This window comes from Sorlinia euscelidii (genome assembly GCF_036452135.1).
Classification (GTDB): Bacteria; Pseudomonadota; Alphaproteobacteria; order Acetobacterales; family Acetobacteraceae; genus Sorlinia; species Sorlinia euscelidii.
In genome coordinates this window covers 36,533-53,746 of sequence record NZ_JAWJZZ010000005.1, presented here as the reverse complement: position 1 = coordinate 53,746, position 17,214 = coordinate 36,533, and the positions used below count along the sequence as shown (strand labels likewise).

The window sequence follows — 17,214 nt, the reverse complement described above, 5'->3', positions numbered from 1 at the left end:
CCGAGGCGGAAGAAACAGAGGCAGAAGGCGCGTCTGGCCAACGTACATGATACCGGGAAAGCGTCAGATCAGGTCTCGCCCGCACGCCTTCTCGACCTGCAGCATGACGTCACCCGTTTAGCGGTCGATCACGGCGAAGCCTGGGAAAGTGATCTGCTTCAGAGGACGAAGCCTGCACCAAGCAAGCGCGCCCGACCGGGTAGCCGCGATCAAGGTGGCGACGCGATCACAGCGCAAATTTCCTGCGTTCATGCTCCCAATGATCGTGCGCGACGCGATCCATCGCGACGATGCAAAGGTCGAGAAGTTGGTATTCCTCCCGCGTCAAACCATGATGATCCGCCCACGACCTGACAATTCTCCATGGGGTTGCGCCGGGTTGGGTCGCGATAATGCCGCCATTCATCGGATGGATCATACCGAACGGGTTTTGTGGCCTGTCCGCCGCCAGGCGATGCCACGCCCGCCAGATCCAGAAAAATTCCGGCTTTGGGTCCGTCCGCGGATGATCCTCGGTGACGGCTGAGATCAAAGGCGTGTCGAGGTAAGCGCCCCATTGAAGATGCCAGGAGAGGGCGGCCGTCAGTTTCCCAATGCGTCCGCGCGTTGTTGATCCGCACTCACTGTGACGGCGGCGGCGGCCTCGAAACAGAGGGCGAGAAGGCGGTTATATTCCGGCTGGGCCAGGAGGGACTTTAACTTCTCGACATCGAGTTTCGTCGTGCCATCCGCCTCCGTCAGCCCCTCCACATCGAGCAGCAGATATTGCGCGACGAGTTCAGCATTTATATTGCGCAAAACATTTTGAGGCAGTGTATCCGACGTGCAGCGATGCGCTTCAGTCGCGCGCTTCATACGCTTATTGAGTGCGTCAATATAGTCATCCGTATAGCCGCGCGTCATGATTTTGACGTCAGGGAAATCGGGGCTTGCAAACCATTCTCCATCGTTAATGGCGCGCGTATCACGGGCCAGCGCGTTGATCGTGACCATGTTTCTCTCCAGATAATAATGCCGTGCTATGCGGCGTTAAAAATTTTGCAGTGAAGCGCGACGTTCAGCCGACGCGACGAATGGCGAGCGTCCCGCCGCCGGGGATGGGGTTACCGGTCAAGGGGACGTGCAGGATCATCGACTTATTTTTCTGGTCGATCGGGGCCGTGACATTGTAGGGCACGGCGTTAAGCAGGTTGAATTCGTAATATCCGCTCAAGCCGGCGACCGTGAATGAGAGGGGGCCACTCATCCCTGAAAAAAGCAGGGCCAAATGGTCATCACTGCGGAAATAGATTTCTAAATCGAGTGCCGCATTGAAGGAGCCGAATTGAACGCCGGATGGGTAAATGTTCCCGATGCCCTGCTCCAGCGTTGCGCCGTTACGGGTTAATGTCAGCGTTGCGGACTGAACCAACCCGTCGAAGGACGATCCATTGAATTCAAGTCGTTGTAAACTTCCCACCTGCATGACGTCCGTCGTCGTAGCTGGCGCCGGAGTCCTGTATTTCGAAACATCGTCCATATTCATGACCGCGCCAAGAAAGTCGATCTGAATCGTCGGCGTCTGTTGCAATTGGAAGTCGAGCTTCAGTTTGGTGACAATATTGCCCGAATATATCTGATAGACGCTGCCAATCTTTTTTCTTATCGTGAAGGACTTTGCGACATTGCTGTTTGTGAGAGCATCCAACCGGATTTTCTGAATCATCAAATCCGTTGGACCGCCGGTGAACGACTTATCGTCCTGTGTCGCAGAAAGGATTTTATACCCGTCGCTTCGCGCTAGAATCAGGCTATCGCGCAGATCATCAGACTGATTCTCATCGCGAATGCGAAAAGGGACTTTGATCTCTTCGCCTTTCAGATTTTCCAAACCCACAATTCCGACCGATGGCCAATCGGAAAATATCGGGGTTTCCTCATGGAATTCGAATTCAAAATGGTCGCCGTTCTGCCATAAAGTTGGCAAGCGTTTCCCGCCAGCAACGTGATAGAGTTTTTCATAAACCCATTCAATGCCCATCACGGCGGCGATGAAATCATCGTAGGTACCGTAAGAAAGCAAGCCCGATATGGAACCGCCTGCGGAGCGGCTTGTCACTGAAGTCGCGCCATCCTCAGGCACGGCGTTGATTTCTTCCGGCGTGACGACCACATCCTGCATCGCGATGGTCTCGCCCGCATGACGCAGAATTTGGTAGTCGCTCGTCGGCGAGACGCCATAGGTCACTTCCTGCGCATATTCGATCTGCGTCAGATTTGTCAGTTCGCCGGCTGCGTACCCCGACGTTGCACCTGTAACCGCCATCGATCACTTGCCTTTCCTGGCGGACGCGGCGTTCTTCTTCAGCGTGACGCTTCCCTGCCCCTCCTGCGCCACCTGCAAGGCCATCAACCCGATGCGGAAACCATAAAGCTGCCCGAGCGCCATCGCGATTTGTGACGCGTCAATCTGCGTCGAGGCGGGTGTCTGGTCAAACGGCGTGAAAAACGCACTCACGCCACCGATCTGCGCGAGTGCGCTGTATTTTTTCCCGGCTTCATCGGGTGCGGCCGCGCTGGAAACGGGCCCACCCGCAACGGATTGATGGGGAAAAACCCCGATTTTCCGCCCGTCCGATACAAGCTGCGCGGCTTGCGCCAGGGCCTCACTCGTTGACGCCGCCTTGATGTCTTTGGGCAGCATCGCGAATTTCCCGGACCCTGATGCTGTTTCGATGAGAGGCGTGTAGGTCATCATTGTCATTTTTCTTTCCTTTTTAAAGATGACGTTTGGGGGGAACCAAATGTTGTGGATTGACGTGCACAGGCTCTCGCGGCGACAAGGCGCCGGGGCGTATTCACTCGGCGTGCACTCTCTCATCGACAATTCGGGTGGCGATGAGGCTGCGCGCATTACCTATCAGGCGCTTAGTGTTCATCATAACGTGTTCTCAGCCTTCACACCTTTACGACCGACTTGAGAGCTGGCTCCAGGGCGTCCGTGTTTCCGCCGTTGGTGGTGACGACGACTGGATAAGCGGTTGCGTCAACGGCGCGCTGAAAAAATGTCCACGAGGCGATGAAAATGCGGGCATGAGACCATGTCAGCCCGTGATGCTCACATTATCTTCCGGCAATATTGGTATCACGAGGCAGATTGGTATTGGAAATTCTTCATCCACAAATGAAGAAAGCCGCCTGATCCAGCGGCTTCCATTGTATACGTCGTCATTGTGGAATTCTGAATAATTTTACGTCGATACTGGTGTGACGTCAAGCGTCTGCATTGGGGAGACGACGCTTCACAATTTCCTGACGCCGACGTTCCTGATATACTTCATCCAAACGGGACAAAGTCAGGGCAAATTGTGCTGAAACGCGCTTGCGCGCATCATCCACGCGGCGATGTGGCATGATTTTGGCGGCCATCTGCGTAAAACTGACCTCTTCAATCAACCCCCACTCCAATCGACGATGCGCCTCCGCGCCAATCGCCGTCCGAATTTCCGCCAGGGTGCGCCACACTTCCGCGCGCGTCATTCGCCAGGAAATTTCATCATGTTTGTAATAGGTTGTGCCGAGACGCTGACTGCTGATTTCCTGATACCCGAAACGGGCAAAAAGGTAATCCCGACGCCATTTACGCGCAGCGGCGTAAGCCTGATCCGAAATATCGCCAGATTTAAGAAGCGCATCAAGCGCTGTTACCACTCGATGCGGATGCCCGGCCGCAAAATCAGATTTCCGCAGGCGTTCGGGGGTTGGCATCGTCGTCATATCTGCTTGAACCTGAATCTGGCCTGACGTTGATTGCTTTTTTTTTGTTTTCAACACAGTCATATCCTTTACCCCGTGAGCGAACTTCTTTCTCTGTCGCTTCACATCTTTCGAAATTACCGGTCCCACTCAAATTATTGTTCAATCCTTGCACCGATATGCGCGGGTCGCGGGGATGGTAATAGAATAATTCATTTTAACACATCAGCATAAGACTGTGTAAGGCTGAAATTCTTCATGTTGATTCTTGAATACCAAGCCTCGGGACAGTTTTTTTGATTGTGTGACTGTCAGGATGACCGGCCATTTGCATAACGCCGGGTGACCGGCTCGGCAAAGTGGCTGAGGAGACGATTTCGATGCGATTACGGTCCGAACGAAATCCAACGGTCAACCTAGCTCACCGAAGACTGTCTTCGATCCGGAGATCCGTCCGGGCGCTATTCCTCGTTCCTCAATTTGGCGCTGAATATTCTCCACATTTTTTGATCCTAGAGCGATGGGTAGGCGTCAGCCTCGACTTGCCTCCCAGAACTTTACTACGTGAACGGCAGGTCATGTCCCCTACGTGACAGAACGGCGTATGGTAGAGTTGTTTATTCTCACAAACATCTGCTCAGCAGTGATGTCAAAGATGTCAGCGGCAGGTGAAGCCTGACCCTCCGCCCCTGAAGAAACGCGGGTCAACGAAGCCCGTCAGCAGATCATTCAGCTCATGACGCTCAATTACAGGCGAGAAGAGCAGGCCGCGTTGTGAAAGCCATGCATCTCTACCCGCATAACTTCCATGGTTTGGTGGTTACAGCGATTGCGGACGCTGTGAGTGCCGCGCATACGATAGATGGCGATTTGCGTATCGCAGGCGGTTCAGCGCTAGCAGCTGGGTTGCAGAACACCGACATCCGCCATGATAAGACGAAGCGCGCATGCGAAGAGCACGTTTCCCACAGGATCAGCGCATAAGGATTCGCACATTGATGAGGGTTGCGTTTCCACCGCCGCTCATGGGCCACGCGCGGTGTGATCCATCCTCCTGAAATCCTGGGCCCTAGGTGGCTTCGGTAACCCGGCGCTTTTTTTTCCACAATAACAACGTTCTCTTCATTTTTGGCAACAACACTGATATGGTCGATTAATTCGGCAATTGACCCGGCCCATTTAATGCGGCATCGGGAATAAATGCCAGCACAGCCCAAGCTCCTCATCGCTTTAGCCGTCTACACGGCCCTCCTGCTCCTCATTTTCCGTCTGCCGGTGTTCGCCTTTTTAGATAAAGCGGAAAAGGGCAGAGACGAGCATCTTGACGGATTGCGCTTCTTCCTGGCGATCGCGGTCGTTTATCATCACGCCGTCTTCATGTTCCGATATTGGAGTGGCTTCGGATGGAATGAAGATGGTTACGTCATTGGTGAAAAATTCGGACGGTTCGCGGTCGCCGGATTTTTCATGCTTTCGGCTTACCTGTTCGCTAACAGACGTTTCGACACGCTTCGCAGCTATGCGATCTTCCTCGCAAAACGATGTCTTCGTATTTTACCCATGGCCTATCTTATATCGGGTATTTGCGCCATTTTCATGCTTTGTTTCAGATATGAAGTCATGCCTGCACTTGGTCCTGAACATACACCGTTAAATCCATGGTTCTGGCGCGATTTTTTAATAACGCCATTTATACCCTATGTCGGGACCTTTCTGTATACTTCAAATTTCAACATGGGAGTCATGTGGACCCTCACCTATGAATGGGGACTTTACCTTTCTTTGCCAGTTATTTTCTGGTTGAGGCAACAAATCGGGTCAATGACGGTTTCCATTCTGGCTATCATAATATTAGGTTGGTTGGCTCAAACTCACCTTCATGCAGGCGCGAAATTCGTCGTTTGCTTTCCCATTGGCTTTCTCGCGCGCGACCTGAAGGGGAAAATTTCTATCCCCCAATCAATCAGTAGTGCTGCCGTGCTTGCAATGCTTTGGTGTGTTTTTTATTCCGGTTCCAACGTATTCAACATTGAAAATTATATATTACTGGGAATTCCATTTATCCTGATTGTTAGTGGGACGACGGTTTTCGGTCTGTTGGAAACAAAAGCAGCCGTTTGTCTCGGTGAAGCGAGCTTCAGCATCTATTTGCTGCACGGGATTTTCCTATTTTTTCTAAATGAATGGACGACTTTGTGTCATTTATCTCACTTAGCCTATCAGCCGTTCTTTTTCTTAACGGTCTTTCTCATCTGCGCAACTTCGACTTTCACATTCAGCTTTATTGAAATGCCCTTTCTCAGGGTCGCACGAAGACTGAAGAGCCGATAAGAAACATCACGGAATTCACCGTCACTACATTGGTATTTTCTCCATGCTGGACTGAAGAGGCAGACATTTCTCTCGCAGACAGGCTTCTATCCACGCGTCATGCGGCACCTCATAAGTCTTGCCATCGGCGGCATCGTCCTGCTTACAAGCCTTTAGTTGTGTTGCCGCCTGCAGTGACATGCATCGTGACGATCTGGCGATCTGATATCAGCTTCACGTAGGTTTCGACGACATCCGCCAAACGGCCTGCCACTCTGTATCGTTTGCTCCAGAAGACGAGGTGCTGTCGACGGCAAGGGACAGCCTCATTTACTTTGGGCCGTTTCAGTTGACGATGGCGACCTGCGGATATCCGCCGACATTGTTGGCAAAATCGCGTGTCCAAAGCATCACATAGTTTACCTCCCTATGGTGACGGGAGATAAGGAGCGTCTTGAATGTGCCGTTCACGTCCGTGCCGTCCAAGGGCTTTCCATCAGCCGCGAGGGGCGTCATCGACGTCTCTGTGATCCCGTGTGCTGACGTTCAGCGCTAAACGCGCGCCGTGGACCAGAGAGACCTCGCCAGGATGGTCGTCGCCCACCGCAGAAGTGTCTGACCTTATTGGAAAAGTGTCTAACCACGCACACAAGCCATTGTTTCAATTCATGATTTTCGAAAAATGGCGTCCCGTACGGGATTCGAACCCGTGTTGCCGCCGTGAAAGGGCGGTGTCCTAGGCCTCTAGACGAACGGGACTTGAGGCGTGAGGGTGAGTATCGTAGACGCGGCTGCGGGTCAAGCCCCGACGGGCGCTGCATCGCAAATAAAAAATGTCAGATTTTCCTGACCCTGCCACATATCGCATTTCAGATGCCCGGCAACGTGGAGGGGCTTCATGCTGCGATCTTCCAGCAAAGCGCAGAAAGCCTTGTCCGCCGCGCGGAAGACAAGTCCTTTCAACCGATTGCCGGATTCATCCTGCATGATAATGCGCAGCGTATTGCCGTCGCGGCCAATGCGATCACATTTGACGCAGCGCAGGCGCGGGATGGCCAGAACAGGCTCATCATTACCCGCCCCGAAAGGTGCGAGACGCGCAATTTCATGCGCCAGAGCGGCTCGGGCACCGCGAAGGGTCATCACCGCGTCGATCGGCATGACAGCAGCGCGCGGCTCACTGGCCTGCGCAGTGAAGGCGGCGTCCAAAAAGGTACGCAAATCCGCCGCGCGACTTGCAGGGAGGCCAAAACCCGCGGCCATAGCATGCCCCCCACCGGTGGTGAGAAGATTTTTCTGCCGCGCATTGATGACGGCCAGGCCCACATCCAATCCAGGGATAGAGCGCGCCGAGCCTTTAATGACGCCATCTTTCTCCGCCCCGACGAAAACGGGACAGTTAAAGCGCTCCTTGAGCCGCCCGGCCACGATTCCGACAATACCGGGATGCCATGATGGGTCATGGACAAAAATGAAGCGCGCGCCGCCTGCGATCTGTGCCTCAGCCTGTGCCTCCGCAGCGATGAGAATGGCGGATTCCACATCACGGCGTCGGGCGTTAATGTCATCCAGTTCCGCCGCCAATGTGCGCGCCTCATGGACATCCTGAGACAGAAGCAGTTTCAGCCCGAGATCGGCGCGCGCGATCCGCCCCCCCGCATTAAGGCGCGGCCCGAGGAAAAATCCGCACGCTGTCGCACTCCCCGGCGTGTCCACGCCAGCCACGGAGGCTAAGGTCGATAGGCCAAGACGCCGCCCCTGCGCCATGACTTTCAACCCCTGCGCCACGAGAGCGCGATTAAGGCCCTGAAGCGGCATGACATCACAAATCGTCGCGAGCGCGACCAGATCAAGCTTTGACATCAAGTCAGGGCGGCGACGCGTTTCAAAAAAACCGGCGGTGGCGAGGCTGCGTGTCAAGGCGATCAGCGTCATCAGCACCACCCCCGCGGCGCATAACGTGCCGAGCTGGGAGTTACAATCCAGCCTATTGGGGTTGACGATGATGGCTTGCGGCAGACGCGCGCCATCCGGCTTATGATGATCGAGCACGATCAGCGGCACTTTGCCTGAGAAGGGGTCTAACACGTCCATCGCCGCCGTGCCGCAATCAACGCAGATAATGACGGCGGCACCTTTCTCCAGCAACGCTTCGATGGCCGACACATTCGGGCCGTAACCCTCGGCGATGCGGTCGGGTATATGGGTGTGCACCTGGCACCCCAACTCACGTAACGTCTCTGTCAAAAGGGCGGTGCCGCAACCACCATCCACATCGTAATCACCGAGGATGCCCACATCTCCTTGTTGCCTGACGATATCCGTCAGGCAGGCGACGGCCCGGTCCATATCGCGGAGGCAGAGCGGGTCCGGCATGGTGTCGCGCAGACGTGGCGAAAGGAACGCTTCCGCCGCATCAATATCAATGCCACGCGATGTCAGGAGGCGGCAGGTGAGCTCTGAAAGGCCAATCTTCTGCGCCATTGCGAAACTGACACGTTCCGCAAGGGCGTCATCCATGGCCTCATGCCGCCACACCCAGGCCTTTCCCTGCCCGCTCCGCGTGACATCAAGGACATGGTTGCGCGCGGGCGGTGGGGCGGTGTCTTCCTGCATCAACATCGTTTCGATATAACGTATAAACGCCCCGGATCGAAGACCGATCTCGCATGGAATGACTCAAAACGTCAGAAGCTTCGGCGACGCTCTCCCCGGTTTCATCCCGCCTTCGCGGCGTGACAGCTTATTTCAATGGATCGAGGATTGTTGAACCGCGACAATGATGCGCGTTGGTCGGCAAATAGACGATGACGCTCCGACGGTCTTGAAACCGTTACGGAAAGCGTCTCAAAGATGATGGCGCCATGCGTCGCCCCGAACCTTATTCCAGAGCATAAAGACGCCGACGCGATTATCTTCCGCCGCCGTACGGGATGAAAACTTCGACCCCATGACCAAAGCATGAAGCACTTTACAGGTGACGACATGCGTCTGTCGGAAAGCCGCATCGTGGGTGGGGCGCTGAAAAGAGGGGCGGGAAACCGCTCGTAAGGCGCGCAGGTCCGGCATAATCTCCGTTCCCACGCGCGCATTCTCGAAAGTGGAATTAGATCCCTTCAGGCGAAGCCCAGGTTTTCGTGGAGAAATCGTGACGTCCCTCAATAAAGCGGACGGTGGCCGATTTTGACCGCATCACGATGGAATGCGTCCGCGCCAGGGTCGGGCCCATAAAGCGGACACCGCGCAGCAGCGTGCCTGTCGTGACGCCGGTGGCCGAGAACAACACGTCGCCCGCCGCCATATCATGCAGGCCTAGTTTACGGGTCGGATCCTTGCCCGGCGCCATTTCCTTCGCGCGGTCGATCTGGCTCTGATCCTCAAACATCAAACGGCCCTGCATCTGACCACCCACGCAGCGCACCGCCGCAGCCGCCAGAACACCTTCCGGCGCGCCACCTGAACCTGCATAGAGGTCAACCCGGCTGTCATCAATGCAGGCCGCGATCGCCGCCGCCACGTCACCATCGGTTAGCAGAACCACGCGGGCACCTGCCTCACGGGCACGGGCGATCAGCTCCTGATGCCGATCACGCTCAAGCGCGCACATAATCAGGTTGGTGATGTCCTTCCCTTTTGCCTTGGCAACATCTTTAAGTGTCTTCTCAATCGGGGCGTCGAGATCAATCAGATCTTCAGGCAGGCCAGGGCCGACAACGAGCTTCTGCATATAAATATCAGGCGCATGCAGGAAATTGCCGTTTTCAGCAAGGGCGACCATGGTCATCGCATTCGGCATATCTTTGGCACATAAATTTGTGCCCTCAAGCGGGTCCACGGCGATATCCATCTTCGGACCGCCACTGCCGACTTTCTCCCCGATATAAAGCATCGGGGCCTCGTCCATTTCGCCCTCACCGATGACAACGGTGCCGTCAATCGCCACTGTATCAAACGCGGAACGCATTGCGGTCACAGCAGCACCGTCCGCTTCATTCTTCATGCCGCGTCCGGTCCAGGCAGAGGCGGAGATGGCAGCCGCTTCCGTCACGCGCACCAGCTCAAGGGCGAGGTTTCGGTCAGTGACCTTGTAATTGGGTGAATAAGTCATTTTGGACCTTTCCATTAAGCCGGGCCATGTCAACATGCGTTTTAGACACAATAATCATGTGATTTCAAGCAATTGACTGTTCACGGCTTCGGCATATCTTCAGCTTTCAATTTTCATCAGCACAGGGTCATTCAAGACCTCATGCATATCGGACAGGCGCGCGACGACGTTTTTCATCGCGCTTTCTTTTGTCTGGTGCGTGATGATGGCCAATGGCGCCACCGGCTCAGGCGCGCTGGCGCTCAAGGGTGCATCATTGTCATGCGTCACGAAACTATGTTGCGACATGGCCCGCATGGAGACATGTTCATCCCGCAGGGCGGAGGCGATACCGGCCATCACGCCCGGCTTGTCCCGCACGAGCAGACGAAGGTAATAAGCACCGCTCAAGGCGGAAATCGGGGCGCAGGCGCGCTCCGGCTGCGGCGCGGTCCCCCAGACAGGCAGGGCCGTCCCGCGTGCAAGATCCATCACATCGGCCATGACAGCGCTGGCGGTCGGGCCGGCACCCGCGCCACGGCCCTCAATCAACATGGGCCCGCTAAAGCGCCCTTGCGTCCTGACCGCGTTGAAGACGCCATTGACGTTGGCGATAGGCGCGTGGCGCGGCACCATGCAAGGCCGCATCCAGGCTTCTATGGCACCCGACTTATCGAGGCGGCGCGCCATGCCCAGCAGTTTGATGCGATACCCCATCTCCCGGGCGAACTGATGATCGTAGGATGCGACGTGGCGTATCCCTTCCACCCGGATGCTGGAGAAACTGACAGGTTGGCCGAAGGCGAGACCCGCGAGTATGGCGAGCTTGTGCGCCGCATCCCATCCGTCAACATCCGTTGAAGGGTCAGCCTCCGCATAGCCAAGCTTCTGAGCCGATGCGAGAACTTCGGAGAAGTCCTCACCCGAATCACCCATCTTTGTCAAGATGTAGTTACATGTTCCGTTAAGAATTCCGCCGATTTCCTCCATCTGGTCCGCAGCAAGCCCTTCCCGGACAAGCTTGATCGCCGGGATACCGCCCGCGACCGACGCTTCGAATAAGAGTGCCGCACCATGTGTCGCCGCGAGGCGGGACAAGTGGGCGCCATGTATTGCAATCAACGCTTTATTGGCGGTGACGACATCCCGCCCCTGCGTGAGGCTGGCCTCGACGAGGGCGCGTGCTGCGCCCTCAGCGCCACCAATCAACTCCAGCACCACATCAATACCGGGGGCGGTCGCAAGGGAGACGGGGTCGTCATACCATGTGAACCCCTCCAGCTTCACCCCGCGATCGCGTTTACGATCCCGCGCGGATACGGCGACGATCCTGATGGCCCTCCCGGCCCGCGCCGCAAGCAGATCCGCATTTTCCTGCAGAAGCGACACGACTCCGGCACCGACAGTTCCCAACCCGGCGATGGCCAGACGCAGTTCCTTTTTCCCGTTTGACACGCTCTTGGCTCTCTTACCTGACAATGAAGGGACGTCCAGCATGTGCGCGGTGCGTCCACGGTGATTGACCAGCACCTGACATACGCCTGTCACCAGCACGCATCAACTCCGCGACGCTGCGAATGGCATCGGGGGAATAGAGCCTGCGCTGCGGACGGGTAGCCCTGACGGTTAAGTTTCCGCCTGGTGCTTGTGTAGAAATGCCTTGATGGCACGGGTGGCCTGGCGGAGGCGTTGTGTGTTTTCGACCAGGCCGATCCGCACAAACCCGTCGCCATATTCCCCGAAGCCCAGCCCTGGCGCGACCGCGACCCCGGCTTCACTCAGCAACATCTTGCTGAAAGCCACGCTGCCGAGATGCGCAAATTGAGGCGGGATGGGCGCCCAGGCAAACATTGAGCCTTCCGGTGGCGGGACATCCCAACCCGCTGCCGTCAGGCCCCTGATGAGCACGTCCCGACGCTCCTTATACATAGCGCGCATGTCGCTGACGCAATCCTGCGGACCTGTGAGGGCACTGACGGCCGCAACCTGAATTGGCGTGAAGGCGCCGTAATCAAGGTAGGATTTAATCCGCGTCAGGGCGTGGATCAGGCGGCGATTTCCCGCAGCGAATCCCATTCGCCACCCGGCCATGGCGTATGTTTTAGAGAGGGAGGTGAATTCAACCGCGATATCCTTCGCGCCAGGAACCTGCAAAATGGATGGTGGCGGCGTATCACCAAAATAGATTTCGCAATAAGCCAGATCGGACATGATCCAGATTTCCTCCCGCCGGGCGAAGGCGACAAGTTCTTTATAAAAATCCAGGCTCGCAACATAGGCTGTCGGATTGGATGGGAAATTGACGATCAGGGCTGTCGGTTTAGGTATTGAATGCCGCACGGCGCGCTCCAGCGCGCGCAGCATATCGTCATCCGGTGTTGCGGGGATGGCCCGCACAGAGGCCCCGGCGATCATGAAGCCGAATTGGTGGATCGGGTAGGACGGGTTCGGCACCAGAATCGTGTCGCCGGGCGAGGTGATGGCAGAAGCGAGATTAGCGAGACCCTCTTTTGAGCCCAATGTCGCAATGACCTCTTCCTCCGGATCGAGTGCGACATCAAACCGGCGCTGATAATAGGAAGCAAGCGCCCGCCGCAGACCCGGTATGCCGCGACTGACAGAATAACGATGGGTGCGCGGGTCCTGCACTGTTTCAACGAGTTTCTTGACGATGTGGGGTGGCGTCGGGCTGTCTGGATTGCCCATGCCCAGATCAATGATATCCTCCCCACGGGCCCGTGCGGCAGCTTTCGCCTTATTGACCTCCGCAAAAACATAAGGAGGCAGGCGGCGGATACGGTGGAATTCTTCGGTCATAACGCTCTGTTCTCTATACTCAGCTAAAACGCGATAGGCTTGCCCTTGATCGCGGGGTCTTGATGGGCGTTTGTCATGGGGAGGATAAGTCGCGTGGGCGGTAGGCGCTCACCCTCCGGCCTGAACGACACGCGCGCCATGGCCGAGCGGCGTTGCCGCAAGCCTAATCTCCCGCGCCGGAATGCCCAGTTGCATGAAAGCCGCTCCAACCCGTTTTGCGCGCAGAATGGCAAGATGCATTGCGGCCATCTGATCCGACAAACTAAAGGAGACCGCGTCGCCATGGCCGGTGATGCGCATAACCTGGCCCGCACGATGCTGCCCTTTCAGGCGATTAATGGATTTCTGCCCTTCCATATCCAGAACGTCCGATGTCGCCTGAAACTGGACAAGACCCCCGGGCGGGTCCGCGCGGAAAGATTGCGGAAGGGGTGGAATGACAAGTTTTGTATCAGGAATGGCAAACCCCGCAAAAACGGGCGGTGGCGGCGGCGCATCGGGGATTGCTGGCGTTTCACCAGCCGTCATGGGTGGCGGCGCGAAACGCGTCACTTGCGGCAGATCATCATCCATCGCATCCTGCAATTGCGCAGAGTGAGGTGCCTCCGGCGAAGCAACTGGCATGGTCGATGACGCCACCTGCCCCGAATTATCCGGATGACCCGATTGCCGTTTGACGTTTTGCGATGCTGACGGTGAGGGAGGGATCGGGTCCAGCACGAGTGACCCGTCGCGCACAGCCAGATATTGCGCGTCATTCCGCTGTTCGATCAATTTTCCCGACAATGTTTTCCGGGCTTCGGTGCTCGGGAAGGTGACAGTGTGGCGCGGCACACGTCCGACTTTCGGATAAGGTTTGTCAAAGCCGGGGGGCGGCAATAAGGGGCCGGCGATCACCCCGCCCTGCAAATCATGCGTCAGGTCGGAAAAATTTTCGACAGCGTCTTTCTGCCCGCAGGCTGACAGCGCGGTCATTCCCAGCACCAGGCAGAAACGGAGCCTCATCATGGCTTCTGACATGCGCACATCACGCCCCTTTCCGGCCAAACCAAGCGCGTGGCCACTCAGCAGGCGCACCACATCGGGCATGATACGCATGAAGCGCGCGGTGAGCAAATATTGACTGCACCGCGCGCGCGTCGTGACGCCATCCCTCTCCCGACAGCGCCAGGGGAAACCGCTTCCTTACGGATGCGAGAGGGACATCTGTAATCCCCTCTGTTGCAGCTTGTAATAAAGGGGTTCGACAACGTTGCGTGCGACGACAAGCGGCGCGGCCGATGCGCTGTGCCAGTATTTGACCGGCGCATGCTGGGCGGTTTCAGTCTCAGCGTTTCGGAAAGCCGCGCGATTGCCGGTATCGAGGTAGCTCTCCGTCAGCAGGCCGTTCGCCTCGATAATGGCGTGCTCCTCTGTCTCAATATGGTAATATGTGTAAGCGCGAAGGGCCTTTTCATAGGAGATCGTGATTCCATTGACCAGCATTCTCGCGGGGATCAAGGCACCATCACAGAAGATGCAGTGATCTGCCGTCACCAGAAGATCATGAGTCGGTTCATCCGGGCCGAACGCATGGGCGCGGATGCGGACAGGCGCGCCGGAAAAATCGTCCGGTAGGGAGGTACGAACGTGACACCGGGCCCGCCCTGCCCAGATGACGCGATCTGCATTGCGCGACCCGTTATGCGCGACTGTCACCCAATCTCCAGGACGGATATGCTGGACAAGCTTAAACCCGCCCGGCACGGCGATACGCGCGTTTTTCAGGAAACAGACGATGGAACTGAAAGCGTCCTCAGTTGAATAATGATCAGTGTATGAACGTGGCCCGATCGTGAATGCGTGGCTGTTCATGTCGTAATCGACAATCTGGGACGGTGGCAGCGCGTCTAAAGGCTCTGCGGAGAGGATGAAGTGACGAAAAGGGCTGTTTGTTGACTCCAGAATGACGGAGTCATGGGTGTAATCAACCTGCCCGAAAAGTTTGTCAGGTTCGTAAGAAATCGCGTGAGTAACGCCTCGATCATCCACAAAATACAGAACGTTATCCTTAAAAGTAACTGAAATGTTTTTCCAACTGTAATTGGTGTCTTCATCGATTCGATACCGAAGGCTTACGCCGCCACTATCGGAACTTACCAGATGACCATCCTGAAGAGCGTAGATACTAAACGTGTAGGTCCCCGACTTTGGAACGGCCATATACTTCCTCCTATTATTATTACCGAATCGTATTAGGCTTAGAGAGCGTAATTATATTATTTCAACAATATTAATATAGTCTTTATATCGGGTTTTCTTAAAACTATGTTGAAAGTGCTTGTAATTCCCGCAAAAATGACCGTTAACCTCTGGATAACGATTCTGGGAGGGGGCACTTATCCGCTTAAAAGGCGTCATGAGAACTTCAACGGGGGTGCTCAAACCAGATTGGGCTTGTGAGCTGCGCGCATGGAAGGCACAATGGCGGGCTTAACCGCCGACCGTGAGATAGGACCAGTGCGTATGCAGTCAAAATCCGACTTCCCTTCACAGTTTAATGTCGCGCGACTCAAGGGCGCCTCCTCCACCTCCATCCGTTCGGCTGATCCAGAGCCCGCCGCACCAGATAGCGGCAATTCGGAACCCGCCCCCGCCCCGGGCGCGAGCAATGTTGAGAACAAACTGTTTGAGCAGCGTACGGTTCTTATTTTCGGCGGGATCGACGATAAGATTGCGCGGGAAACCACGGCGCGCCTTCTCGCTCTGGCAGGCGAGTCCGGAAAACCCATTGATGTTTACGTCAATTCACCCGGAGGCCATGTGGAGAGCGGTGACACGATCCATGACGTCATCAAATTTGTGGATGAAAAGGCCCCCATCAATATGATCGGCACGGGTTGGGTCGCGTCCGCCGGCGCCCTGATATTTGCTGCCGGGCATCGTAACCGCCGCTTCTGCTTTCCGAATACGCGCTTTCTACTGCATCAGCCCGCGGGCGGGGTGCGGGGACCGGCCTCGGATATCGACATTGAGGCGAAGGAAATTTTAAAAATGCGCGAGAGGCTGAATCACCTTTTCGCCAAGGTCACCGGGCAGGAATACAAAAAAATCCTCAAGGATACGGATCGCAATCACTGGCTTTCAGCTGAAGAGGCGATCTCCTACGGGCTCGTAACGCGCGTCATCTCTCAGATGTCAGAGCTCTCGCGCTGATTTGATGGGGAAGTCACTCTATGAGTAAGCTTGAAGAAATTTATTCACACCTGCCGGATGCACCAACGGAGAAGACGCTCGCCAAAGCGGATTACGAAGCGCGGCACTGGAGCAGCCCTGTGCAGGGCCCTCTCAAACCCGGCACGGCAGTGCATAAAAAGGCAGTGGCGGACATGTTCCGCGAAACGTTCAATCCGTACAAGCCCTCCGTCATCAAATGGCCCGAGCTTGACCCCGTGACGTTGAAACGCATCACGTCCCTTCCGATCTGGGATATTGCCGTCCAGACAGAGGGGAAAGCGCGGCTGCGCATGGCGGCTTATGCCGATATGATTGATGACCCAGATATGAAAGATGCGCTCTCACGCAATGCGTGGGAGGAAAATCGCCATAAGGAGGTGCTGTCGAACCTCGTCGCGGCATATGACATTAAAATGGCGCCGGAGCCACCGTACATCACCCCCAAAGATACGGAGTGGGCCTATCTGGTGACGGGCTTCTCCGAATGTGTCGATAGTTTCTTCGCTTTCGGACTCTTTGCCCTGGCGGAACAGGCCGGACTTTTCCCGATGGAGCTGGTTGAGACATTTGAACCGGTGATGCAGGAGGAATGTCGGCATATCCTCTTATTTGCGAACTGGCTGGCCTGGCATCGCGCCGTCATGCCCTGGTGGAAACGCCCCTGGTTTGAAGCGCGCGTGGTGGGTGTCTGGGCTTTTCTGGCCTATGAACGCATGGACCTCGCCAAATCGGTGGACCAGGACGGCAACGAATATACCCAAGACAATAATTTCACCGTCAGTGGCGCGAAAGAAATGACGGATATTGACATCAAGCTGCCAGCGCTCATGCAGCTCTGTCTGGATGAAAATGACCGGCGTTTCGCGCATTACGATCATCGTTTACGCCGTCCGACCACGATGCCCAATCTGGTTCGTACGGGTCTTACAGCCTATCGCGTCTGGGATAAAATCAGCCGCAAAATGCGTAGGCGGCGCCTCGCGGCCTGAAGCGAACGGCGGCCAGCGCCCCGCCCCTGCCAGCGCCACTCGATGATTCTCCACCCATCA

At 56.0% G+C, this 17,214-nt stretch carries 16 protein-coding genes and 1 tRNA gene; 3 read left to right on the top strand and 14 right to left on the bottom strand.

The window, feature by feature from the left end; translation table 11 throughout:
* Positions 1-226 precede the first annotated feature (226 nt).
* The 5 genes from CGLAMM_RS10060 to CGLAMM_RS10040 form a co-directional block, all read right to left on the bottom strand.
* Positions 227-532, bottom strand: a complete 306-nt coding sequence (locus tag CGLAMM_RS10060; RefSeq protein WP_394819149.1) for a hypothetical protein — start codon at positions 530-532, stop codon at positions 227-229.
* A 50-nt stretch (positions 533-582) separates the two neighbouring features.
* Complete coding sequence (locus CGLAMM_RS10055; RefSeq protein ID WP_394819148.1) at positions 583-993, bottom strand: hypothetical protein; 411 nt, start codon at positions 991-993, stop codon at positions 583-585.
* A 64-nt stretch (positions 994-1,057) separates the two neighbouring features.
* Positions 1,058-2,305, bottom strand: a complete 1,248-nt coding sequence (locus CGLAMM_RS10050) for a phage tail tube protein (protein WP_394819147.1) — start codon at positions 2,303-2,305, stop codon at positions 1,058-1,060.
* Between the two features lie 3 nt (positions 2,306-2,308).
* Positions 2,309-2,743 carry a hypothetical protein gene (locus CGLAMM_RS10045; protein WP_394819146.1) on the bottom strand — a complete coding sequence of 145 codons (435 nt, stop codon included), beginning with the start codon at positions 2,741-2,743 and terminating at the stop codon, positions 2,309-2,311.
* A gap of 509 nt (positions 2,744-3,252) precedes the next feature.
* Positions 3,253-3,756, bottom strand: a complete 504-nt coding sequence (locus CGLAMM_RS10040; protein WP_418115652.1) for a hypothetical protein — start codon at positions 3,754-3,756, stop codon at positions 3,253-3,255.
* A gap of 1,179 nt (positions 3,757-4,935) precedes the next feature.
* Here CGLAMM_RS10040 and CGLAMM_RS10035 point away from each other — a divergent pair.
* Positions 4,936-6,066 carry an acyltransferase family protein gene (locus CGLAMM_RS10035; protein ID WP_394819144.1) on the top strand — a complete coding sequence of 377 codons (1,131 nt, stop codon included), beginning with the start codon at positions 4,936-4,938 and terminating at the stop codon, positions 6,064-6,066.
* A gap of 324 nt (positions 6,067-6,390) precedes the next feature.
* On the opposite strand, the gene CGLAMM_RS10030 is transcribed toward CGLAMM_RS10035, so the two are convergent.
* From CGLAMM_RS10030 to CGLAMM_RS09990, 9 genes are all read right to left on the bottom strand, one after another.
* Positions 6,391-6,561, bottom strand: coding sequence for a hypothetical protein (locus CGLAMM_RS10030; RefSeq protein WP_394819143.1), 171 nt, complete (start codon positions 6,559-6,561; stop codon positions 6,391-6,393).
* A 167-nt stretch (positions 6,562-6,728) separates the two neighbouring features.
* Positions 6,729-6,804: transfer RNA gene (locus CGLAMM_RS10025), tRNA-Glu, on the bottom strand.
* A gap of 39 nt (positions 6,805-6,843) precedes the next feature.
* The gene (gene recJ, locus CGLAMM_RS10020; RefSeq protein ID WP_418115651.1) at positions 6,844-8,667 is read right to left on the bottom strand and encodes a single-stranded-DNA-specific exonuclease RecJ; all 1,824 of its coding nucleotides are present in this window, start codon (positions 8,665-8,667) and stop codon (positions 6,844-6,846) included.
* Between the two features lie 225 nt (positions 8,668-8,892).
* Positions 8,893-9,114 (bottom strand): hypothetical protein, encoded by a 222-nt coding sequence (locus CGLAMM_RS10015; protein ID WP_418115650.1) that lies wholly within the window; start codon positions 9,112-9,114, stop codon positions 8,893-8,895.
* Positions 9,115-9,151: 37 nt separating this feature from the next.
* Positions 9,152-10,153, bottom strand: a complete 1,002-nt coding sequence (gene glpX / locus CGLAMM_RS10010) for a class II fructose-bisphosphatase (RefSeq protein WP_394819141.1) — start codon at positions 10,151-10,153, stop codon at positions 9,152-9,154.
* Between the two features lie 99 nt (positions 10,154-10,252).
* Positions 10,253-11,629, bottom strand: coding sequence for a homoserine dehydrogenase (locus CGLAMM_RS10005; RefSeq protein ID WP_394819708.1), 1,377 nt, complete (start codon positions 11,627-11,629; stop codon positions 10,253-10,255).
* Between the two features lie 129 nt (positions 11,630-11,758).
* On the bottom strand, positions 11,759-12,949 hold the full coding sequence (locus CGLAMM_RS10000; protein WP_394819140.1) for an LL-diaminopimelate aminotransferase: 1,191 nt from the start codon (positions 12,947-12,949) through the stop codon (positions 11,759-11,761).
* A 108-nt stretch (positions 12,950-13,057) separates the two neighbouring features.
* Positions 13,058-14,047 carry an OmpA family protein gene (locus CGLAMM_RS09995; RefSeq protein WP_394819139.1) on the bottom strand — a complete coding sequence of 330 codons (990 nt, stop codon included), beginning with the start codon at positions 14,045-14,047 and terminating at the stop codon, positions 13,058-13,060.
* A gap of 87 nt (positions 14,048-14,134) precedes the next feature.
* Positions 14,135-15,151, bottom strand: coding sequence for a Hint domain-containing protein (locus tag CGLAMM_RS09990; RefSeq protein ID WP_394819138.1), 1,017 nt, complete (start codon positions 15,149-15,151; stop codon positions 14,135-14,137).
* Positions 15,152-15,454: 303 nt separating this feature from the next.
* Here CGLAMM_RS09990 and CGLAMM_RS09985 point away from each other — a divergent pair, with 303 nt between their 5' ends.
* Positions 15,455-16,144 carry an ATP-dependent Clp protease proteolytic subunit gene (locus CGLAMM_RS09985; RefSeq protein ID WP_394819137.1) on the top strand — a complete coding sequence of 230 codons (690 nt, stop codon included), beginning with the start codon at positions 15,455-15,457 and terminating at the stop codon, positions 16,142-16,144.
* Between the two features lie 20 nt (positions 16,145-16,164).
* Positions 16,165-17,154 carry a ferritin-like domain-containing protein gene (locus CGLAMM_RS09980; RefSeq protein WP_394819136.1) on the top strand — a complete coding sequence of 330 codons (990 nt, stop codon included), beginning with the start codon at positions 16,165-16,167 and terminating at the stop codon, positions 17,152-17,154.
* The last annotated feature ends 60 nt before the right edge of the window (positions 17,155-17,214 follow it).